Consider the following 22,500-nt stretch of genomic DNA (forward strand, 5'->3'; position numbering starts at 1 on the left):
TGAACCCGCCCTACAAGATTTATGTTCGGTGAGGAAAAGATTATCTTAGCGAACCGTGACTGTATAAGTCAGTTTAAAGGGTTTAAAATTAGCTTTATTTTTGGCTGTCCCGCTCAATTCTAGTTCGTAAATTCCAGCCTTGGGAAACACGATATCAGCTCCCGGAATCCCTTGATATTTCTCGGCAGATATGGCGGTTAAAAGCGGCTGCATCAGCGGCTTATCCCCCTCTTTATGATTTTTAGGATAAACAGCCAATTTGCAATTACACTGCTCTAGCGGGATAATTTGACCGCCCCTGCGAGTCAGCGCAAACCACACTCTAGCAGGCTGTCCGGCGCGGGGATTGTGGTTGGGTTCTAGGTGAAAGGTAGCGGCTACATCTCCCGATACTTCGACTTCGTGCGCCAAAACTGAAATCGAGTTTAACTGCGACGCACTGGGAATTGTTGCTTCTACTAGCACTCCCAAAAATACTAACAATCCTAAACTTTTACTTTTGTTTGACAGGGGAAACATAGAAATTTTCTAGTGATAAAAGTGACCAAAAAAAGCGCGATCGCACAAACATAACTAACACCACAACCACCGCTAACATGGCTGTCAGCAGTTGATTGTGCAACTTCCATTCAAAACCGCCAAGATAGTGGGAACCGATGAGTGCCGCGTGTACAGCGCACAGCAAGAAAGCTGGAACGCTTAACAGGTGAAGCTTTCGCCACAGCTTGCCTAAATAATTTTGAATACGATCGCAACTTGTAACCGCCGCCGGCAACATCAACAGCAGCGCCGTCATCCCAGCCGCCATTCCCAACTGATGCTGTGGCAACATAAAAGATAGCGCGTCAAAATTCCATTTCAGCGTATGATCCAGCATATGAAACGTGTGGGCGACTGCTAGGACAAACGCGCCCACACCCAAAGCGCGCCGGTAGCGCAGCAGTTGCGGCAAAAACTTGCTAACCGGACGCGCCAACAGTGCTAGCATCAAGCACAGCAGCGCTGCGTGGCCAGTAAAATCAACCATTTCATCGGTTCGCAACAAGGTAAGAATCCCGATCGATATCGTCACCCACCCACCCATCCGAAACAGTTGACTCCGCCTGTTTGCGCTCAATCTGCCAGCAAAAAAACCCACTCCCAGCATAGTTGGCAGCGTGCCGAGTCCAAAAGCCAGCATCGTCGCCGCACCCAAAACCGGGTTTCCGGTTTCCGCCGCTTTAATCTGCGCTGCGTAGAGGAAACCGCAGGGAATCAAACCCCAAAGCAAACCCAAACCCACCGGCACCCACCAGTTTTTTTGCGCCGAAAGCTTGTTCATTGCTTGTCCGACTCGATCGTGCGACATTGGGTGCAGCAGCGGCAATCCCGGCAGCAAGTTCGGTTTAATTTGCACTACTCCGAACCAAATCAGCATCGTTCCCGTCAGAAGTGCGATCGCCCGCCGCAATTCGCTACCCGTACCTGCCAAAAGTCCGCCAGCAATTAACACCGAACCCACTCCGCCAATTGCAGCACCAACCAAAGCGTAAGCAGTAATTCTCCCCAAATTTAGCAGCAAATGAAAGCGAAAAGCAGCTAATTTATCGTTGCGGGAATTAGAAAGAGAAAACGCCATTGTCAGCGGGCCGCACATCCCAGCGCAGTGACCGAAACTGCCGAGAAATCCCAAAATTGCAATTAGCAGCAGGTCTAGCATTTTGAGTTAGTAGTCAGCAGTCATTAGGTATTAGTTTTTTTACTGCTGATTGATTATTTATGAGTGTTGACTATCATAAATGTAGCCTATCGATTTTGTCAAAAGACAGTCGGTCAATCGATTTTCGATTTTCGATTTTAGAGGCGACCCCACGGATAAATGCGGGGGCTTGAGGATTTTCCATTTTCGATTTTAGATTGATTCCACGGATAAATGCGGGGGCTTGTACCATCAAAAAATTCGTGGTCAAATTTATCTCAATCAGAGGGGAGGGTTTATTTATCCACTGAGTTAGTTACAAATATTTCTCGTGAAACCCGCCTCTACAGATTAATAACTGTTGACTGTTGACTGTTGACTGTTGACTAACAATTATTTTTTTTCTGGATGGGCCGCCGTCGGCGAAGCTGCACCCATTTGATTAATAGCAGCAATTAGCTGATAAAGCCGCCCAAAATCCCGCTGGTTGAAATGCAATGTCAGGCGCGGCATATCGAAAGTTGCGTCTCCTATTTCCGGTTCCAAAGCTTGACTTTTTTCAATTTTTCCGGTGACAACAATATCGCTAAAATCAGCATTTAGCCGATCGACATTCTCATCAGAAAGCTCAGTTTTTAAGCGAATTACCAATTTTTCGCGCACGTAGCGGCAGGAGTGATAAACCAGATAAAAACTGCCGATCGCCTCGCAAGCGACATTTATATCGTCCGTAATCGTATACAGGCTGCGATCGTCGGCTGAAATCAAACCCCTGCCGCGCAATTGTTTTTGTACAAAATAATTCCAATCGTGCCAATAATCTCCTCCCGGTCGATCGATCAATACCAAAGGAGCCGGCCCGAACTTGCCAGTTTGAGTCAAAGTCAGACACTCAAAAGCCTCGTCCAGAGTGCCAAAACCACCCGGAAACAGAGCTAAAGCATCGCTCTCCCGGAGAAAAAATAACTTACGAGTGAAAAAATATTTAAAATTGAGCAATTTGGGATCGCCGGCAATGAAAGGATTAGAACTCTGCTCGAAAGGCAACTGAATGTTCAGCCCAAAAGAACGTTCAGCAGTCGCCCCCTCGTTCCCCGCCTGCATAATTCCTCCGCCGCCGCCAGTAATCACCATAAACCCCTGCTGGGCGATCGCCCGGGCAAAATCTCTGGCCATCAAATATTCTGCCGATTGCGGTGACACCCTCGCCGAACCAAAAATCACAATTTTGCGAACGTGTCGGTAAGGATAAAACATCTCAAAAGCGCTCTCCATATCTCGGAGCGACGCAGCCAGAATCTTCCAGTCTAGGCGATCGAGATCCTCTCCGGCCATTTGCACTATTGTAGAGAGCGATCGTTCGATCCACTCAGAGTGCTTTAACATTGGGAAGCGATCGAGCAAATCGATCAATTCAGCTTGGAGGGACTCAAAACCTTGACCAGACTCAGAACGAATCATGAATTTTTCCGAAACGATAACAAATTGTCGCTACCAAAAATTAAGGGGCAAGCCAAAGTTAGAAGCCAATAGCCACCAGCAAATTGCCCTGCTGACCACTAATAACTTTTCCCGTAGCTTTGCCCCGGTTCTGAAGCGAGTTAGCTTTCGCGGCCCAACAAGAACAGCGCGAAACCGCTCGCAGTTCAGTTAAATGTACTTTTCTAGAGTGTTGGCCAGAGTAGTTTTCGGAACTGCCCCTACCACCATATCCACACGTTGACCGCCCTTAAATATCATCAGCGTCGGAATGCTGCGGATACCGTATTGGCTGGCCACGTTAGGATTCTCGTCGGTATTAACTTTTACTACCTTGACCTGCCCTTCATATTGCTGGGCAATTTCGTCTACGACGGGTGCCACCATCCGACAGGGCCCGCACCAGGGAGCCCAAAAATCCACTAGAACTGGAACTTCGCTATCGAGCACTTCCTGCTTAAAGGTAGAGTCGGTTACTTGCGCGGCTGCTGACATCCCTAGCCATCCTTGTAAATACTATTTCTCGGATAACAAGTCTAGCAAAAAGTGTAACCACTTGCGTCAACGATTTTAAGAGAAGGCTTCTGAAGGAAGACGGTACAAGGAAGAGGGAAGACGGTAGAAGGAAGAAAGCACAAGGTTTCTGAAGGAACAAGGCTCTTATGTTTCCCAAGACATTTATGTTTCCCAAGGCAGAATGCACTTATATAGAAGAAAAATTCTCCCACTCCCAGACTCTCCCTCTCTCCCCCTCCTACCCTCTCCGGAGCGAAAAGCCTCAGTCCTGTATCTAGTAAGCAAGAGGCAAGATTTCCGGCAAAAAAGGAACCGCCCGAACAGTAGTCCGGGCGGAGTGTGGTGTGAGGAGTGAACGGAAACATTCGTCTCCGCTTCTTCTATTGTGACATCTCCTTCTCGATAATTCCACAATATTCTGTAAATTTCGAGACTGTGGAACAAATTTTGTCAAGGTATGCTGGTATTCGATCAGTAAATCTACTTACCCATGCCCAACTGCTGAGCTTTTTGATAGACTTTACCCTCAGTCAACAGAGAAGGAGCAATTACCACTTCCACTTGCTGCATCTCCTTAATATCCTTAGCACCCAAGGTACCCATGCTAGTTTTCAGAGCTCCGAGCAAGTTGTGCGTACCGTCATCTAGCACCGCAGGCCCCCGCAAAATTTGCTCCACAGTACCCGTAGTCCCCACGCGAATGCGAGTGCCTCGCGGTAAAACCGGGCTGGGAGTCGCCATCCCCCAGTGAAAGCCGCGGCCAGGAGCTTCGGCGGCCCTGGCAAAGGGCGAACCAATCATCACTGCATCGGCACCGCAGGCAATGCACTTGCAGATATCGCCGCCGGTAATTAAACCGCCGTCAGCAATCACCGACACATATTTGCCAGTTTCACGATAGTAGTCGTCCCGCGCGGCGGCGCAGTCTGCTACCGCTGTGGCTTGGGGCACACCGACACCCAATACGCCCCTAGATGTGCAAGCAGCCCCCGGCCCAATGCCCACGAGAATGCCCGCAGCGCCAGTTTTCATTAAATTCAGGGCGACTTCGTAGGTCACGCAGTTGCCCAAAATTACTGGGATCGGCATCTCTTGACAGAATTGAGTTAAGTCTAGAGGCGTGATCGCTTCAGGGGAAAGGAAAGCTGTCGAGACTACTGTTGCTTGCACAAAAAATATATCGGCTCCAGATTCAGCAACCGCCCGGCCGTATTTGCTCGCGCCGGCTGGTGTACCGCTGACGGCGGCAATCCCTCCTCCTGCTTTAATTTCTTTAATTCTCAGGTCGATTAATTCTGGCTTGATGGGTTCGGCATAGAGTTGCTGCATCAGGGAAACAAATTCGTGGTTCCCCACACTGGCGATGCGCTCTAATATTGGCTGTGGGTCGGCATAGCGGGTTTGAATTCCTTCTAGGTTGAGCACGCCCATTGCTCCTAATTCCGACAGCAAAATGGCCATGCGGACATCGACTACTCCATCCATGGCGCTGGCGATGATCGGGATTTCTCGATCGATCCCGCCAATCTGCCACTTGGTATCTGCCAAACTCGGATCGAGGGTGCGCTGTCCGGGTACAAGCGCAATTTCATCTATGCCGTAAGCTCGGCGAGCGCTTTTGCCCCGCCCAATTTCAATATTCACGCTGTTTCACTTCCACAATGTATTTAAATTAGACTAACAAAAAGTTAGCCCGCCCGAGTTTAGCTATCGCACGGCTGTCTTTCAAAAAAGCTCGGCACTGATTCTGATTGTATTCTGATTATATGAAATCGAAGGGGATACTTTTCCTCAGCAACGGGCACGGGGAAGACGCGATTAACTGTCAAATTCTTAAAGCTTTGAGAGTATCTGGCGCGGATGTTGATGTTTCGGCGATACCGATTGTCGGTGACGGGGCTGCTTACCGCCGATCGACCGTGCCAATTATTGGGCCCACCAGTCAAATGCCGTCTGGGGGAGTTTTTTACATGAATCCCCTGTTTTTCCTCAAAGATATTGGGGCGGGGCTGATTGCTTTGACTTGGCAGCAATTGCAAGCTGTTTGGACGCATTCGCGCCGCTGCGATTTGGTGGTGGCGACTGGAGATATTGTCGCCGGGGCGATCGCCCATGCCAGCAACCGCCCCTATATAATTTTTCTATCTGCCCATTCTAGTTATTACGAGGGGCGAGTCAATTTGGGTTTAATCTTGTGGCAGTTGCTTTGCTCAGAGAAATGTCTGGCAGTTTTTACTAGAGATGCTTTGACTGCTGCTGACTTAAACCGACAGGGTTTAAAGAAAGCTCAGTTTGTTGGCAATCCTGTCATGGACAACCTCAATTCTACGGGCAAAGATTTGCAGTTAACGCCCGGAGTTCGGACGATCGCCCTTCTCCCCGGTTCTCGCCTCCCGGAAGCCACCGACAACCTCGTTTTGCTGCTGGAACTGGTTAAAGAAATTGCTAGTAACTCTACTGTACCGGTGCAGTTTCGGGCTGCTTTAGTTCCAGCTTTGATGCCTGAATTAGATGATATTGCGGCGCTATCTGCATGGCAAATGCGATCGGGCAAGCTCATGTTTCCAGCAATCAAACGGTCTTTTTCTGAACAAAAATTAGTCGAAGTGATGTGTTCAGCCGATGCTTTTGCCGATATTTTGCAGCAGTCGAGTTTAGTAATTGGGATGACGGGAACTGCTGTCGAACAAGCTGTGGGCTTGGGAAAACCTGTAATTGCAGTACCGGGAAACGGCCCTGCCTTTACCTATAGATTTGCGGAGGCTCAAAATCGGCTTTTAGGTGATTCGGTGCAGGTTATTGGCACACAACCAGCGAATTCTGATATTATCAAGGAAGCTGCTTTGGCAGTCGATCGCACTTTACAAGATGATAAATATTTAGCCAGTTGCATTCAAAATGGTTTAGAGAGAATGGGGCGATCGGGCGGCAGCATAAAAATTGCTAATTATGTGGCAAACTATCTTGGCTATTGATTGTAGTAGGGTGCGTCAATCGATTTTAGATTTTAGATTGAAGCATTGACCCCAGGGATAAATTCGGGGGGCAAGTTTCATCGGATACAGGTTTTTTATTTCTGGATCCTGAGTCTGCTTTCGGAATGAATCCGGAGGCTTATATCCTGGATGCTTTCGGTCAGGTTTAAAATTTTCAAGCGCCACGAAAAGTCTAATTCTGACGCACCATTTATTTCCTGGTGCGTCAGTACGAGATTGTTGATTTCTCGCAAAAATAATTGTGGCTGACGCACCCTACTGCTATTTCAACAACTCAGAAACAGTTTTAAATTCGTAACCTTTCGACTGCAAATCCTTGACAATCATCTCAGTTGCTGCTAGGGTTTTCGAGCGATCTCCCCCGCCATCGTGCATCACCACAATCGAACCCGATCGCACATTGTCAATCACCCGATTTGCGATATCTTCCGCCGTGAGTGTTTTTTCATAATCGTGGGAATCCACATCCCACATAATCAGTTTTTTGTGCATTTGGGATAGCAAGTAAGACAAAACTACAAATCGCCGACCCCAAGGTGGCCGAAAACTAATACTGTCTTGCTTAACCCCAACTTCCTGCAAAAGTTTGTCTGTTTTTTCAATCTCAGACAGCAAAAATTCCTGGGGTTTAAACATCATATCTTTGTGAGAGTAGGAATGGTTGGCTAACTCATCTCCCCTCGCGACAATCATTTTCACGATTTCTGGATGTTTCTCAATATTGCGACCGATTTCAAAAAAAGTTGCTTTAACTTGATAGCTGTCTAAGATATCTAAAAGCTGATTTGTATAGGGAGGATAGGGCCCGTCATCGTAGGTGAGGGCAACAACTTTCACGTCGGTATCGGCGCGGTTGATGCCGAAATAATTGTGAAATTTAGTAACTTTAATCAACAGCGATACTGCGAAAAATAACGCTATTATGAAAAGCAGAAACTTTTGTATTTTTTTAGCGATTCGCATAGCTGCACGCACTCGATAGAGAATGAAAGTGGATTGTTGTTAGATTACCACAATTTGCGGCGGATGGCATTAATATCGATCGTGCTTGTCCCGTCTGCAAAAAAAAATCAGCACTACTACCGACGGAGATTTATTGTTGAGTTTCTACGCTAAAATATCGAAGCAAACAGAGGTGAGAAGAGCGATCGCGCCTGTGAAGAGATTTGAAGAGATATCCACCTAAATGGCAGCGCAATCGCAAATTCCGATACTTCAAGCCATACCCTCCAGCAGCAAAGTAATCTTGTAAATTCCCACCACCTAAACGAGTTTCGCCAGTGTAAAAATTATGCCTCGATCGCACCCAATCAAGCCACCAACTGCTTTAAAAGCGGAAGAATCCGCATTTGTCAGACGGAATTTCTTCTACGATCGCTTTTTCCAAATAGTCGAAAATCATGATTTTGGGTTCATACTACCAAGTTTGGCGGAACTTGGAGATGCGAGCAACTTATAGCTCGACTCGCTAACTCCTTACTTCCCCACTACGCTTCAACTATCAGAGTAATGTTCTCAAGTCTCACGACGCGAACTATTTCACCGGGTTGCAAAGTTATTTCTCGAACGCATTTGGCAGGCCACCAACTGCTTTGAAATCGCACACTGCCGGACTGATTGGGTTTAATTTCTTCTTCAACGATCGCTCTTTCTAAATGGCTGACAGTCATGATTACTTTCTCCCGATTGTAGATTTGCCTTAACTTTCAGCATTGATCGCAAACGACGCTGCAACGATCAAAGTAATATTTTCAATCCCCACGACGCGAACCACCTCACCGGGTTCAAAAGTCATGTCTCGATCGCACTTCGCCGGCCACCAACTGTTTTGGAAACGAACCCGGCCGCATTCTTGAGGGCGAATTTGTTCATCTACGATCGCTGTTTCAACATCGTTAATAGACATCGCTGCTTGCTCCCAAATATAAACTCGACTCGATCGGTGCGGATGTCAGAAGCTTGTCTGTCAACTTCCCCTCCACACTCAACAGTATCCCCGGCCAACCTCGGCCGTGTCAGTCGGTAAAAGTCTATACAAGTCCACTGTTTGAGCGTGTAAGCGAGTCGGAAAAAGTCTGTTAAAGTTGTGTCAGATGGGTAACGCTAAACCTGGTGACTAAATGGAAGCCGATCGTGCACTGGATTTTACCAACTCGTTACTTGTGGCTCGAAACCTGAAAACTCTCGACAACCTTGACAGCGCGATCTTTCGCGAAGCTTGGCAAGGCGTGCAAGGCAGGACGTACCAACAGGTTGCAGATAGTGAAGGGTATGGAGTAGGGACTGTTAAGGATGCTGCCTCTAATTTGTGGAAGCGACTTTCAGCGCTGTTTGGAGAAGGAGAAAAAATCAAAAGAGACAACCTTCAAGCGGTTGTAGAGCGCTATTGGCGTAGCTACTCGAAAGTAGAACCGCAGTCGGGACAAACTGTTCCGGCACAAGTATCTCTCGGACTTGATGCGGATTTGGAAATCGAAAACCCGAATTTTTTGGGCCGATTCGGGGCGATCGAAGATCTCAATACTCTTGTCGCCCAAGGTGCAAAAGTGATTGTCATCCAAAGTGCCGGCGGTATCGGCAAAACGACTTTGGCCAGACAGTATCTCAAATCTCAAGGGTTTGATCGAGTAATTGAACTGTTGATGGCAAAAGAGACAGAGAATATTACAGCTTTGGAAAGCGCGATCGAAGAATGGCTCAAGCAAGACTTTCAGGAAGAACCAGGGCCAGACTTTGGAGTCACCCTGGGGCGACTGAAGCGGCAGCTTCAGACTCACAAAGTCGGCGTATTGATTGACAATTTGGAAGCCGCACTCGACGGACAAGGTAAGTTTATTGAACCCCATCGGCTTTACGTGGAACTGTTGCGAGTTTTGGCTGACGCAGCGGTGCAGTCGGTAACGCTGATTACCAGTCGCGATCGACTGTGCGATTCGGATGTCACCGTCGAACACTACCTGCTTCCTGGATTGGAAGTTGAAGTTTGGCGGCAGTTTTTTAGCGCCCGCAATATCAATATAGATGATGTCGCCCTCAAGGAAATGCACAAAGTTTACGGGGGTAATGCCAAAGCAATGGGCATTATTTGCGGCACGATCCGAGAAGATTTTGACGGAGATATGGCAGCTTACTGGCTAGAAAACAGCGAAGATCCGCTCCTTGAAACAGACTTAAAAAATTTAGTTACCAGTCAGTTTAACCGCCTGCAAGAACTCGATGCCGAAGCCTATCAACTCCTGTGTCGCTTGGGCTGTTACCGCTATCAAGACGTGCCGACAGTCCCTACTGACGGACTTTTGTGTTTGCTGTGGGACGTGCCCGAAGCCGGACGCCGACAAATCATTAAATCGCTGTTGCACCGATCGCTAGTTGAGTCTCAGAAGGGCGAATACTGGCTGCATCCAGCAATTCGGGAAGAAGCGGTCGATCGGCTCTCGCCCGGAGACTGGGAAAGTGCCAATCGCAAAGCAGCCGATTTCTGGACAGAGAGTGTTGAAGATATTGAAACTGTAGAAGATGCCCTGAAAGCTTTTGAAGCTTACTATCATTATGTGGCAATTAGCTGTTTCGAGCAGGCCGCGAGCGTCATCCTCAAAAAAATCAATATCCAGTTTGCCCAAGATTACAAGCTCGGTAGAGCGCTCTACAAATTAGGTTTCTTGCAGCCAATAATTTCAGCAACTACTCGCATCGTCAACAATGTGACTTCTGATTACTATTTGAGCGGCTTATACAGTATTTTAGGCATTTGCTACCGGATTTTAGGCGAAATAAATCAAGCCATAGAATGCCATCAAATATCAGAAATAAAAGCAACTAAATCTTTGCAAATTATAGCGAAAAGCAGCGAGCCTGAAAACGGCAAACAAGCTAATCTCGAATTCTGGAAAGTTAACGCTGCAATTAATATAGGTTTTTGTCAAATAGAAATGGGCGAATTAGAATCAGCTATGGAGATATTTGTTAAGCTGAAAACTTCGCGGGACGAAATCGAGATTAATAGCTGTTCGATCAATGTCGGGTTAGCTTTCCTCAACTCCTGTATCGGAGCCAAAAAAGAGGCGGAAGAGCTCGCAGAAAAACTTTATGCCGATCGGGAAAACAGTCAGTTAGTGGGTACGGGATACAAGTTAGTTTTTCTCGCCGCCACCTATCAAAACCTGGGAGAGACAGAGAAAGCTTTGAGCTTGTACCGCCAAGCGATCGCCCAAGCCGACCAAAACCAGTACACCACCATAAAAGCCAAGGCTCTCAGCGGTATAGCAGCACTGTACCGAGAACAGGGAGAATTTGACCAAGCCCTGCAGCACCATACAGAAGCAATAGAAATACTCGATCGAACCAGCGCTAAATTAGACCGAGCCGAAGCTTGCTATCAACTAGCACTAACAGAACAAAAACTTGGTAACATCGAGAAAAGTCAAGAAAATTTTGAGCGCGCCATTCAACTGTTCAGCGAAATGGACGCCAGCAAACAAGTAGAAAAAGTACAGTTAGCCGTAACAAAAAAACAGAAAAAATAGCTAATTAATCGAGCAAAAAATCAGAAAATAGATACAATAAATGAAAGAACAACCATAAACTTTGTAGATATGAAACTAAAACGATTGGGACACGTAGCCGTCTGCGTGCAAGACATAGAGAAGTCTGCTGAATTCTACCGCAACTTGGGTATGGAGTTAGTTTGGAAAGATGCAGACTGGGCTTATTTGAAAGCAGGAGAGGATGGATTGGCGCTGTTGAGTCCGAGTTACGACCAAGCAGGGCCGCATTTTGGGTTTGTATTTGATGATCGTACCGAAATGGAATCCGCCTACGAACAACTCAAAGCCGATGGTGTTTCCGTCACCCACATTCACGAACACCGCGACGGTACTGCATCCTTCTACGGCAGAGATCCAGATGGGAACGGCTTTGAGTACCTTTACGAACCGGCCTGACGATTCTAGGGCTTACGAATCAAAACCCAAGAAACCGGGTTTTTAGCGGTTTCGGGGAGTTGTAACCCGTCTTCTCGACAAAAACCCGGTTTCTGACCACGTGCGATGGCGAACTAAATTAAGTAAGCGCACAGAAAAAATAGAATACCCAGATACCCGGTTTGGCGTTCCTTCTTCCGTTCCCGGAACATCCCTACAACTCCCCGAATAATCTGAGGTACTAACACCGAGGCTTCTCAAGTAAGGTGCAGGCTGTGAATCCGAAATATATCCACAACTTCCGAAAATCGGCTCGATAATCTAAAATCTAAAATCTAAAATCTAAAATCCTCATGTTGCAGAGAATACAAGTCAGAAACCGCTGGAAATCAATCTTCAAACCCTGGGAAGAAGCAGACCCTTGGCTGTTTGGCACTTGCATCGCCCTCACCATCTTCGGGGGAATCATGATCCGCAGCGTCGAAATCAACCAGGGGCTGATCGACTGGTGGCGACACTGGGTAACTGGGGCAGTCGGTTTGTTCCTTGCCATCATCATTTCCCGCTGTCGCTACCAAATACTGCTTGAGTGGAAATGGCCGATTTACATATTAATCAATTTGTCGCTGATCGCAGTGCGTTTTATCGGTACTACAGGGCTCGGTGCCCAGCGGTGGATCAACATCGGCGGCTTCTACCTGCAACCCTCAGAATTTGCCAAAGTAGGCATGATTATCACTTTAGCAGCTCTCCTGCACGAGAAGAATGTCCCCACAGTCCGGGATATGTTGAGGATGCTGGCGATTATGGCTGTACCCTGGGGATTGATCTTTGCTGAACCAAATTTAGGTACTTCCTTAGTCTTCGGCGCAATCACAATGGGGATGTTCTACTGGGGTAATGTCAATCCCGGCTGGCTAATATTGCTATTCTCTCCTCTCATCTCAGTTCTCTTCAATAACCTGTCTACACCGATTTGGATAGCCTGGGTAGTTGTTGCGGGTATTATTGCTTGGCGAACCCTGCCTTGGCCCTGGTTGGGGACTTTCGGTGCTGTGTTGGTGAACGTTGTTTCTGGACACCTCGGACATATTTTTTGGAATGTGCTCAAGGATTATCAAAAAATGCGTCTAACAGGGTTTTTAAACCCCGAGAAAGACCCTTTAGGCAGCGGATATCACTTGATTCAATCTCGGATTGCTATTGGCGCTGGGGAACTGAAGGGCCGGGGTTTGTTTCAGGGAACGCAAACTCAGCTTAACTTTATTCCCGAACAGCATACGGACTTTATCTTTTCAGCTATTGGCGAAGAATTGGGCTTTATTGGCTGTATTGGCGTGTTATTGGTGTTCTGGATAATTTGTTTCCGGTTGGTGACGATCGCTCAAACTGCTAACGATAATTTTGGTTCTTTGCTGGCAATCGGCGTACTGTCAATGTTGATTTTTCAGGTATTCGTCAATATTGGGATGAACATTGGCTTGGCTCCGGTTACGGGCATTCCGCTGCCTTTCCTAAGTTACGGGAATGCGTCGCTGCTGAGTAATTTTCTCGCCCTGGGGCTGGTGGAGGCGGTGGCCAGCCAGCGACAGCGCAAGAAGCGTTGGAATTAGGTCATTGGTAATGGCTAATGAGTTTTGGGAATGCGATCGCCCTTTTGATTTCTTTCGAGAAATTCTGCGGGCGATCGCATTTTTTGTCGATCGACCTAGCCACATCTAAACTTTACGCTTCCTGAGCCGAGCCTTTAGGAAAGTCAAGTTTGATAAAATTCTTGTGGGGTGAGCGCAAGAACCCGCCCCCAAATAAAATTTAGAGACCCAACAGCTTAAGTATATCGACTTAATTCAACCACTCGTGACGCAAACAATAAATGGTTTTATGCGCTATGGGTCAGCAAATATGTGTGCAGTGAATGCCCTACTGAGGACCTTATCAATGCCTGAAACCATTGCTATTATTACATCTTTTTTTCTTCTTCCTTCTTCCTGCTTCCTGACATCCGTTACATCCGTGGAGCGAATCCGTTGCCGAACTTTCTGCTTCCTGACATCCGTTACATCCGTTACATCCGTTACATCCGTTACATAATCAGTTGCCGAACTTCCTTCGCCTCTAATTATTCGTTCATATTCTTGTACGTAGCAACAGCCGAAGGCGAACTCCGGTTTAAGTAGCGGAATATCCAATACTTAAATACCGTATCCAATATCACTGGAAACGTTGCAATGAACAAAAATATGAACTGCCTATTTTCTGGCAGTCCCAAATGCCTCGATAAACCTTCGAGAATTACTTCCCAACCGTGTGGCGAGTGAAATCCGACAAACACATCTGTAAACAAAATAATTACGAAAGCTTTCGCACTGTCGCTGAGACCGTAAATCACATCGTCCATGAAAGACTTTAAAATCTCAATCTCTTTCTTGTTAGTGACGATAATCGCAGCGAAGGCAATCAAGGAAATCAAATCGGCAAAAATATTTTTAATAGCTCCCCCACTTTCAGCGCGGTATTCCTCCGCTAGTTCAACTGCTTTTTCAGCAATCTTATTTTCCGTTTCCTCTAAAGAAAGCGAGGGAGCCGTGCCTATTAACCTTTCAAATTTGAGGCGCTGCTCAAATCTCTCCAGTTCTTGGAATGCTTCTTCTTCCAGGTTAACATTTATGAAAAGTGAAGCATTTTCTTGACCTCTAAAATGATCAACGATCGGACCGACTAGAAAGTTTTTTGAAATTTGATTTGTCAACAGCGGAACCAAAATCAAAAGCAAAATAAATCTGAGAGAAATAATTGTTTTGACTTTGGAATTGCGAAAATTCTTGACTACTTCTTTTTCAGCTCCAGGGTCTAAATCTTTAGTGATTCGATTCAAAGTTCCCAAAAGCGATCGCGGTAATAAATTGACTTCTTCATAGTTAGTGTCAACCTCACCATCGTGAATTTGAACAGAATTAGCTGAACCTTTATTTTTGGGGTCAGGTGGAGAACTGCTATTTGTAGATTTTGCCTGCAAATTTACCGAACTGACAACCGGAACAATTGCCGTTGATCTACTATTATTAATATACTTGTCGATGACTCCATCAATAAACTCTAGCTTCTCAAATATAAGGGAGGCTCTATCTTTATTGTTGAGATGTAATCCGTGCTGGTAATAATCAGCGCTGCGCCCCGTTTTGGGTTTAGCCCCCACTCGCTCCGGCAGTTCCAAAAAAGAACGGCTAGCATTAAACTCAACCATCCGGGTTTGGATGACCTTGAGGTATTTTTCCAGTTCGGATTTAAAGTAAGACAGGGTGCTTTGTCCGTAATCTCCCGATCGCTCAGAGATTCCTTGGCCGCCAAAATGCTCATCTTCGATCGCCTTAATTGCTAACGCAGCATCGTAGGCCTGTTCTAGAGCCCTCTCAGGGGTTTCTCGATACCATTGGTGAAGGCTGTAGAGATATTTTACAATCCTGTTCCACGGAGAAGTATTCATAGCTAAAGCTGGTTAGTTGGCTGTAGACATTAGTGATTAAAGTATTCACGGTATGGTAACAAATTTACATAAATTGAGAACGGTCACCGAAGATTCAATTTGGATTGTCGGATCTGCCCGAAGCGGCAAAACCACTCGTTTAGTCGAGCAGTTCTGCATTTGGAGCAAAACTGTCAAGCCTCTTCCTGCAACAGTTTCAGGGCGATCGAGTTCCGGGCGGCGGCGGGCTGGACAAACTGCCCCAGCAATTTTAGTCTTAGCAGCTAACGGAGACAACCGGCTAGAATTGGCCGATCGCATCGCCGTCGCTACCGAAGGAAAATATACCTTTCACTCCACAACGCCCTTCGGTTTTTTTGAGCAGGAGGTATTGTTATTTTGGCCCCTGCTAGTTCAGTCGCTGAATTTGAGGGCTCAATTTCCCCTACGGCTGCAACCTGAAACAGAACTGGAACTTGCCGCGAGACTCTGGCGTCGCGAAGACGAAGGGATTTTGCAAAAAACAGGGGTAAGTCCAAACCGAATGGTGCGTCGAACACTAGACTTATTACAACTTGCTGCTGTCAGCGGTACGCCGAGAGAAGAGATTCCCAGCATTCTAGAACAGGGATTTGCTGGTGACGGTGGCTCGACCAACCTGTGGACTAGCATGAGAGAGTTGCTGGAAAGGTGGCGGGAATGGTGCTTGACGCGGGGGTTCCTGACTTACGGGATTGTTTGCGAACTCTACTGGCGCGATTTGTTGCCGGATGCGACTTATCAGCAGCATTTGGCCTCTAGATATCAAGCTGTGATCGCAGACGATGTTGACGATTATCCGGCGATAAGTCGCCATTTGTTCGATCGAATGCTCGACCAAGGTGCAGCGGGGGCGTTCTCCTACAATCCAGAGGGAGGAGTGCGTTTGGGCTTGGGGGCTGACACGGAATACCTAGCCAGACTCGAAGACCGCTGTCAAAGCGTGGTAAATTTGGACGAAAAAGCCGGTTTAGCCCCAGAGATTGGAGATTTAGCGGTAAGTTTAGCAGTTAATTCTGAGGGTTTTTATCCTCTAGGCTTGAGTTTGCCCGGATCAGTTCGATCGCTCCAAACCACTTCCAGGGCTCAACTGCTGCGAGAAACCGCCGAAATCATCGTGGATGCGGTGAAGTCACAAGCCGTGGAACCGCAGGAAATCGCTGTAATTGCCCCTGGGATGGATGCGATCGCCCGTTACAGTTTAACGGAAATTCTCGCGCGAGATGGTATCGCCGCCGTATCTCTCAACGATCAGCGTCCCCTCTCGACTACCCCAGAGATTCGAGCTTTACTCACTTTGTTAGCCTTAGTTTATCCGGGACTCGGCCGTTTAGTCGATCGAGACGGCGCCGCCGAAATGCTAGTAGTGTTGGGCAGCCAGAAACACCGTTCATTAGAAACAGAAGATTCTAACTCGACTTTCAATCTAACATCTCAAATTCACCATCAAAAATCGATCGACCAAGTGAGAGCAGGTTTAATCGCCGATCACTGTTTTTGTCCACATAGCGATCAACCTAAATTGCTGGAAATTACAGCTTTTCCCCGGTGGGACAGACTGGGACACCGAGCAGCCGGGGCCTACAAGCACATTGTCGAGTGGATCGAACAACAGCGATCGCAACAGCAGGAGCGGCTGTTGCCGAGCCCAATTGCCCTGCTCGATCGAGCCATCCAGAAATTTCTCATGAACGACAGATACCTCCCCTACGATCGGCTAGCAGCCCTGCGCGAGTTAATGGAAACCGCCACCCACTACTGGGAAATCAACGGGCGAATGCAGCGCGTAGAACCAACAAACGGCGGCGACTCAGAAACCATCGCCCGGTTCATCCAGTTGTTGCGCCAAGGAACCGTCACCGCCAACCCCTTTCCAGTGCGTCCAGAAGGCCCAGCAGCCAGAGCCGTCACCCTCGCCAACATCTTCCAGTACCGCAGCAGCCGCCGCGCCCACAAATGGCACTTTTGGCTGGATGCTGGCTCGCCCCTGTGGCTGAGCGGCGGTGCGGCGACATTGTTTGGCGCTCCCTTATTTTTGCGATCGCAACAGGGGCGTCCCTGGGAAACCGAAGAGGAAACGGCGGCCGACCAACAGCGACTGCGGCGAATTCTGCTAGATTTGTTAAGTCGCTGTTCCCTGCTTTACCTTTGCCACAGTGAACTATCCGTCAGTGGACAAGAACAAACCGGGCCGCTTCTGCCCCTAATTAACAGCTCTGTTTCTTGTCAGCAGTCAGCATAACCTTCGGTTCTGCAGGCAAAAGGCAAATCTGTATTCAGCATTCGACATTCGGAAAGAAAAAATTATGACGGCGAAGATTTTTATTTTTTCTGATTCTGGATAAATACACCGGGCTCACTCCAAGCCCGACTTCTAGGTTCTCTCGAACTGGCGCGATATTAAAGTATACCCAACATAGGCATCAAAACGTGCAATCATTAATATTTTGAGATCAAAAGATGTCCCGCTTAAAAAATATATATAGCCGTGGCAGTTTTGATTTAGTATGTTAGAAATGATGGGGTTATTAATCAATTTTAAGCCAGATTGGTGGCAACAAACTGATACTAATCAGTTCTTAAAGTAAATCGGGATCGTCGTTTAAAGGAGCCAAAATAATGCCAAGTGCAGTGCCATTAGTAATTATACCACCTCCAACACCAGAACCAGAGACGCCAGAACCAGAAACGCCAGAACCAGAGACGCCAGAACCAGAGACGCCAGAACCAACTCCGACTCCGACTCCAACACCTCCCTCCGGGGACGACACCTTTGGTGGCATAGACGACACATTGGGCGGAGGCCAAGGTACCTCGCCCGGAATCATCGGCGGCGTAGTCCGCGGCACTGAAAGCAACGACTCCTTAGCTGGCAGTCCCGGCCCAGACGTGATTTCCGGGCTGCAAGGCAACGACACCTTGCAAGGAGTCGGAGGCGACGATTTACTATTTGGCAACGACGATGACGACGTGCTGTTCGGCAATGAAGGCAACGACGTTCTTGATGGCGGTTCAGGACTCGATACCCTGTACGGAGGCAAAGATAACGACTCCCTCGATGGGGGAAATAACCCTGACCTGCTTTATGGCAATGACGCCAACGACACGGTAATCGGAGGCGAAGGCAGAGACACGGCTTACGGCGGCAAAGGCAGCGACAGCTTGCGTGGCGGTTCTGGCGACGATAGCTTTTTGGGCGATCGAGGCGACGACATTCTGTGGGGCGACCAAGGCAACGACTCGCTCTTCGGTGGTGACGGCGAAGACTTGCTATTTGGCAACGAAGGAGGCGACTGGCTCTACGGAAACGCCGGCGGGGACACAATTTTTGCCGGCGACGGCGATGACATAGTATTCGGCGGTGACGGCGACGACATCGTGGACGCCGGTGCTGGCAACGACGTTATTTGGGGCGAAGCAGGCAAAGACGTAGTGGCAGGAGGCGAAGGCAGAGATGTCTTCGTCATCGGTGCATTCAGTTCCCCCAGCGGCAGCAGCGACGGCACTAACGCGGCATTTATCACCACAGGCGGCCCCGATCTCGCTGATGCCGACATTTTCACAGACTTTCGCCAAGGTGAAGATTTAATCGGGTTAAGTGGCGACCTCAAGTTTGAAGATTTGGTAATCTTCCAAAGCACTGAGACCAAAGCCGGCAGTACGATTATTCGCAACGGCGTCAGCGGCGACTTTTTAGCAGTATTGCCCGGAGTAGACAGCAGAACCCTAGGGCGAAGCTCATTTGTAATTGCCCCCACAGTTCCCGGCAGCGCAACTCCGCTTCCCCTACCGACACCGACAACCAGTCCGACACCGACAACCAGTCCGACACCGACAACCAGTCCGACACCGACAACCAGTCCGACGCCAGACGAGCCGGTGCCGACGTTCCCGACGCCGAATTTGCCGACGCCGACAGGAAGTCCGACGCCGACAGGAAGTCCGCCGCCGACGTTCCCGACGCCCATCTTTAACCAACCTCCAAGAGCAGTTGACGATAACTTCACTACGGTTGCGGGTCAAGAACTCAGTTTCAACGTTCTGTTGAACGACACTGACCAGGAACAAAGCGCTCTGACTGTCACGACTTTTGCTCCAGCAAACAAAGGGAGCCTGGTTCCCGTGGGCGGCGGCGTATTCAAATACACCCCGAATCCGGGCTTCTCGGGTACTGACAGCTTCAGCTACTCGATCTCAGACGGCAGCGGCGGCACAAGTAAGGCGGTAGTAACCATCAACGTCAGTAGCCCCCCGCAGCTAATAATTAACGACGGTGTGGTGGTTGCCAAAAGTAATCCTACCCAGACAATTACTGCCGCCGATTTGTTAATCACAGATCCTGACAACAGCCCCTTGGAAATCGTTTACACGATTACTAAAGCCCCCGATGCTACCAGAGGTTTTGTCCAAAGGGGTAGCACCTTTCTCAACGTGGGCGGCAAATTCACCCAAGACGATATCAACAACAACATCGTCAAATACAACTTGCTGGCAGCAGGTGGCAGCGACACTTTCACGTTTACAGCCTCCGACGGGTCTGCAACTATCGGGCCGGCATCCTTCAGCATCACGGTGGTAGATAATATTGTCGATCGCAGCGCACTCCCGGCCAGCAGCTTTACAGGCAGCAACCTCAGCGACTTCATCCTCGGCGGGGCCGGCGACGATACCCTCTCTGGGGGCGAGGGCAACGATATCATGGACGGCAGTGGTGGCAACGACCTCTTATTCGGTGAAGCAGGCAACGACTCGCTGGTGGGTGCGATCGGCAACGACACCGTTGACGGCGGACTCGGCAACGACACCCTCGACGGCGAAGACGGCATAGACTCGCTGATCGGCGGACTCGGCAACGACGTGATGTTCGGCGGCATAGACAATGACAACCTCTTGGGCGGTGACAACAACGACACCATTGACGGCGGAACAGGCAATGACTCGATATTGGGAGAATCCGGCGAGGACTCGATACTTGGTGGCGCCGGGATTGACACCTTACTTGGTGGCATTGGCGACGACTCCCTCGACGGCGGTGCCGGCGACGACATCCTAGACGGTGGATTGGGCAGAAACTTGCTCGACGGCGGTATCAATAACGATTCCATCTTGGGCGGCGACAACGATGACACGATTTTGGGTGGAGAAGGCAACGACACGGGACTAGGAGGTTCCGGCAATGACTACGTGTTGGGCGAGGCCGGCAGCGACTCCCTCGACGGCCAAGCGGGCGACGACACTCTCGACGGCGGTGCCGGCAGCGACTGTCTCAGCGGCGCCTTCGGCAATGACTTGGTATTGGGAGGCGATGACAACGACTCGCTTTCCGGCGGTGCAGGCAATGACATTTTGGGCGGTGGCAACGGTTCTGACTTGCTCACGGGCGATGCTGGCAATGATTTCTTCTACTACGAAACTCCCAGCGAAGGCGTGGACGTGATTGCTGACTTTAACGCTAACGGCAGCGAAACCGACAGATTTCTGTTCAGGTCATCAAATTTCGCAGGTTTAACCAACTCAGGAACTACTCTCGATTTCACCAGTTTTATCGTCAGGAATATCGGGTCTAGCGGCGACAACATTAGCAAGCAATCAGTCATTTTGTTTGAATCTAAATTTGACAACGCTCAAGCAATAAATGCAGTGTTGAAGAATCAAAACGGTTCGAGCCAAACGGGAGCTTTCTTTGTGTACCTGAACAATACTTTTAACAAGTACGTTCTCGGCTTCGACCCGAATGTGGCAGATGACAGTCTCCCAGCTTTCGATTTGGCAGTGTTGAATTCTATTCCTACAGTGCCGGGAGCACTCAGCACCGTCATTACTGCATCTGACTTTAAGTTTATTTAGTAGTTTTTGAGTAGCGTCGCAAGGAGGCGGAACAATGCCAGGTGCAGTACCACTAATTTTTCTCGAAGGGCGGCTACCCGATGAGAACGAGGATAGTTTGGATAGCGGGACGGTGCCGCAGCCTACGCCGTCGTCGGGCACGGAGCCGATGATGACGGGGACGGAGCCACCGATGATGACGGGGACGGAGCCACCGATGATGACGGGGACGGAGCCGCCGATGATGACGGGGACGGAGCCGCCGATGATGACGGGGACGGAGCCGCCGATGATGATGGGGACGGGCCCGGACATTTCGGTCACGCCTGTGCCGCGGCCACCTGTGACAGTTCCCACGCCTCCCCCAGAGCCACTTTTTGTCGATGGCTTAGTTGTCGCAAATGACGGCAGTAACTATTTAATCGGCAGCTTGTTCAATGACACGATTTCCGGGGGGGCCGGCGACGACACGCTTCTGAGTCGGGACGGAGACGATCTACTCAGGGGCGAAGACGGTAACGATTCTCTCAACGGCGGCGCTGGTAAAGATATTGTTGAGGGCGGGCGTGGCAATGACACGGCGCGGGGCGGCAAAGGCGATGACTTGGTTTCTGGCGACGAGGGCGGTGACGTAGCTTTTGGCGACCAGGGCAACGATCTTGTCTTGGGTGCTGAAGGCAACGACTCGCTGTACGGCGGTAAAGGCAATGACTGTCTGCGCGGTGGTGGGGAGGACGACCTGATTTTGGGCGACAAGGGCAGTGACACTGTTTTTGGCGACACGGGTAATGACTGCCTGATCGGCGCTGCGGGCAATGATATTTTGTTGGGCCAGGAGGGCGGGGATGTCATCACCGGCGGTGTTGGTAACGATACTGGTGATGGCGGCGAGGGTGATGACCTGATCTTCGGGGGCGACGGCAATGATTCTTTGTCTGGAGATGCTGGGGATGATATTCTTTCGGGCGATCGCGGCTCGGATACTCTGACAGGAGGCGACGGATCGGATATCTTTGTTCTCGGTAGGGTGGGCACGTCGCCTGGTGGCAACGGGTTTCTTACTACTGGCGGCCGCGAAGTCGGCGATGCTGATGTAATTAGAGATTTTAATGCGGGAGATTCGATCGGTCTAGCTGGAGGTCTCAACTTTACAGAGTTAGAAATTTTCCAGGGCCAAGGCTCGAATTCAAGCAACACGATTATTAGGGACAGGCGAACTGGGGAATTTTTGGCGGTGTTGATTGATGTTCGATCGAACTCGCTAGATGAATCTAGGTTCACTACAGCTCAAATACCGCGCGTAAACGACAATCCCTTCACCATTGAGGGGACAACCACAAGTCCCACAACCGGGACAACCACAAGTCCCACAACCGGAACAACCACAAGTCCCACAACCGGAACAACCACAAGTCCCACAACCGGAACAACCACAAGTCCCACAACCGGGACAACCACAAGTCCCACACCAGCAACCACAAGTCCCACACCAGCAACCACAACTCCTACACCAGCAACCACAACTCCTACACCAGCAACCACAACTCCTACACCAGCAACCACAACTCCTACACCAGCAACCAC

The 22,500-nt window shown here is 49.1% G+C and carries 16 protein-coding genes; 7 read left to right on the plus strand and 9 right to left on the minus strand.

What is annotated here, in order from left to right; all coding sequences use genetic code 11:
- Nucleotides 1-45: 45 nt before the first annotated feature.
- From QUA24_RS07835 to QUA24_RS07855, 5 genes are all read right to left on the minus strand, one after another.
- A complete protein-coding gene (locus tag QUA24_RS07835) occupies nt 46-519 on the minus strand; it encodes a hypothetical protein (RefSeq protein ID WP_333228614.1) in 474 nt (157 codons plus the stop codon).
- Nucleotides 494-1,699, minus strand: a complete 1,206-nt coding sequence (locus QUA24_RS07840) for an urease accessory protein UreH domain-containing protein (RefSeq protein ID WP_333228616.1) — start codon at nt 1,697-1,699, stop codon at nt 494-496. The genes QUA24_RS07835 and QUA24_RS07840 overlap by 26 nt, the downstream gene beginning before the upstream one ends.
- Nucleotides 1,700-2,071: 372 nt before the next feature.
- A complete protein-coding gene (locus QUA24_RS07845; RefSeq protein WP_333228618.1) occupies nt 2,072-3,139 on the minus strand; it encodes an LOG family protein in 1,068 nt (355 codons plus the stop codon).
- A gap of 189 nt (nt 3,140-3,328) precedes the next feature.
- Nucleotides 3,329-3,652: a thioredoxin gene (gene trxA / locus QUA24_RS07850; RefSeq protein ID WP_006631199.1), complete on the minus strand. Its 324-nt coding sequence runs from the start codon at nt 3,650-3,652 to the stop codon at nt 3,329-3,331.
- A 501-nt stretch (nt 3,653-4,153) separates the two neighbouring features.
- A complete protein-coding gene (locus QUA24_RS07855) occupies nt 4,154-5,317 on the minus strand; it encodes a GuaB3 family IMP dehydrogenase-related protein (protein ID WP_333228620.1) in 1,164 nt (387 codons plus the stop codon).
- 122 nt (nt 5,318-5,439) lie between these two features.
- On the opposite strand from QUA24_RS07855, the gene QUA24_RS07860 reads away from it, so the two are divergent.
- Nucleotides 5,440-6,648, plus strand: coding sequence for a lipid-A-disaccharide synthase-related protein (locus QUA24_RS07860; RefSeq protein WP_333228622.1), 1,209 nt, complete (start codon nt 5,440-5,442; stop codon nt 6,646-6,648).
- A gap of 282 nt (nt 6,649-6,930) precedes the next feature.
- Here the strand turns inward: QUA24_RS07860 and QUA24_RS07865 are convergent, their stop codons facing one another.
- The 3 genes from QUA24_RS07865 to QUA24_RS07875 all read right to left on the minus strand — a co-directional run bounded on the left by QUA24_RS07865 (nt 6,931) and on the right by QUA24_RS07875 (nt 8,575).
- Entirely contained in the window at nt 6,931-7,563 is a 633-nt protein-coding gene (locus QUA24_RS07865; protein WP_333228624.1) for a polysaccharide deacetylase family protein, read from the minus strand.
- Between the two features lie 593 nt (nt 7,564-8,156).
- Nucleotides 8,157-8,339, minus strand: coding sequence for an NfeD family protein (locus QUA24_RS07870; RefSeq protein ID WP_333212176.1), 183 nt, complete (start codon nt 8,337-8,339; stop codon nt 8,157-8,159).
- 29 nt (nt 8,340-8,368) lie between these two features.
- A complete protein-coding gene (locus QUA24_RS07875) occupies nt 8,369-8,575 on the minus strand; it encodes an NfeD family protein (RefSeq protein ID WP_333212178.1) in 207 nt (68 codons plus the stop codon).
- A 214-nt stretch (nt 8,576-8,789) separates the two neighbouring features.
- Here QUA24_RS07875 and QUA24_RS07880 point away from each other — a divergent pair, with 214 nt between their 5' ends.
- From QUA24_RS07880 to rodA, 3 genes are all read left to right on the plus strand, one after another.
- Nucleotides 8,790-11,192: a tetratricopeptide repeat protein gene (locus tag QUA24_RS07880; RefSeq protein ID WP_333228626.1), complete on the plus strand. Its 2,403-nt coding sequence runs from the start codon at nt 8,790-8,792 to the stop codon at nt 11,190-11,192.
- A 69-nt stretch (nt 11,193-11,261) separates the two neighbouring features.
- On the plus strand, nt 11,262-11,609 hold the full coding sequence (locus tag QUA24_RS07885; RefSeq protein ID WP_190661613.1) for a VOC family protein: 348 nt from the start codon (nt 11,262-11,264) through the stop codon (nt 11,607-11,609).
- 332 nt (nt 11,610-11,941) lie between these two features.
- Complete coding sequence (gene rodA, locus QUA24_RS07890; RefSeq protein ID WP_333228628.1) at nt 11,942-13,201, plus strand: rod shape-determining protein RodA; 1,260 nt, start codon at nt 11,942-11,944, stop codon at nt 13,199-13,201.
- Nucleotides 13,202-13,707: 506 nt separating this feature from the next.
- Here the strand turns inward: rodA and QUA24_RS07895 are convergent.
- Nucleotides 13,708-15,072 (minus strand): proton extrusion protein PcxA, encoded by a 1,365-nt coding sequence (locus QUA24_RS07895; protein WP_333228630.1) that lies wholly within the window; start codon nt 15,070-15,072, stop codon nt 13,708-13,710.
- A gap of 52 nt (nt 15,073-15,124) precedes the next feature.
- Here QUA24_RS07895 and QUA24_RS07900 point away from each other — a divergent pair, with 52 nt between their 5' ends.
- From QUA24_RS07900 to QUA24_RS07910, 3 genes are all read left to right on the plus strand, one after another.
- A complete protein-coding gene (locus tag QUA24_RS07900; protein WP_333228632.1) occupies nt 15,125-17,332 on the plus strand; it encodes a recombinase family protein in 2,208 nt (735 codons plus the stop codon).
- Nucleotides 17,333-17,709: 377 nt separating this feature from the next.
- Nucleotides 17,710-20,937 (plus strand): Ig-like domain-containing protein, encoded by a 3,228-nt coding sequence (locus QUA24_RS07905; protein ID WP_333228634.1) that lies wholly within the window; start codon nt 17,710-17,712, stop codon nt 20,935-20,937.
- 34 nt (nt 20,938-20,971) lie between these two features.
- The coding region (locus tag QUA24_RS07910) for a calcium-binding protein (RefSeq protein WP_333228636.1) at nt 20,972-22,500 on the plus strand (1,529 nt) is incomplete at its 3' end.

This window comes from Microcoleus sp. Pol12B5, from assembly GCF_036701335.1.
GTDB lineage: Bacteria > Cyanobacteriota > Cyanobacteriia > Cyanobacteriales > Microcoleaceae > Microcoleus.

Excerpts from the sequence above, each read along its gene's own strand:
- QUA24_RS07835 (WP_333228614.1), bottom strand. The coding sequence starts at position 519 with ATGTTTCCCCTGTCAAACAAAAGTAAAAGTTTAGGATTGTTAGTATTT.
- QUA24_RS07840 (WP_333228616.1), bottom strand. The coding sequence starts at position 1,699 with ATGCTAGACCTGCTGCTAATTGCAATTTTGGGATTTCTCGGCAGTTTC.
- QUA24_RS07845 (WP_333228618.1), bottom strand. The coding sequence starts at position 3,139 with ATGATTCGTTCTGAGTCTGGTCAAGGTTTTGAGTCCCTCCAAGCTGAA.
- trxA (WP_006631199.1), bottom strand. The coding sequence starts at position 3,652 with ATGTCAGCAGCCGCGCAAGTAACCGACTCTACCTTTAAGCAGGAAGTG.
- QUA24_RS07860 (WP_333228622.1), top strand. The coding sequence starts at position 5,440 with ATGAAATCGAAGGGGATACTTTTCCTCAGCAACGGGCACGGGGAAGAC.
- QUA24_RS07870 (WP_333212176.1), bottom strand. The coding sequence starts at position 8,339 with ATGACTGTCAGCCATTTAGAAAGAGCGATCGTTGAAGAAGAAATTAAA.
- QUA24_RS07875 (WP_333212178.1), bottom strand. The coding sequence starts at position 8,575 with ATGTCTATTAACGATGTTGAAACAGCGATCGTAGATGAACAAATTCGC.
- QUA24_RS07880 (WP_333228626.1), top strand. The coding sequence starts at position 8,790 with ATGGAAGCCGATCGTGCACTGGATTTTACCAACTCGTTACTTGTGGCT.
- QUA24_RS07885 (WP_190661613.1), top strand. The coding sequence starts at position 11,262 with ATGAAACTAAAACGATTGGGACACGTAGCCGTCTGCGTGCAAGACATA.
- rodA (WP_333228628.1), top strand. The coding sequence starts at position 11,942 with ATGTTGCAGAGAATACAAGTCAGAAACCGCTGGAAATCAATCTTCAAA.
- QUA24_RS07895 (WP_333228630.1), bottom strand. The coding sequence starts at position 15,072 with ATGAATACTTCTCCGTGGAACAGGATTGTAAAATATCTCTACAGCCTT.
- QUA24_RS07900 (WP_333228632.1), top strand. The coding sequence starts at position 15,125 with ATGGTAACAAATTTACATAAATTGAGAACGGTCACCGAAGATTCAATT.
- QUA24_RS07905 (WP_333228634.1), top strand. The coding sequence starts at position 17,710 with ATGCCAAGTGCAGTGCCATTAGTAATTATACCACCTCCAACACCAGAA.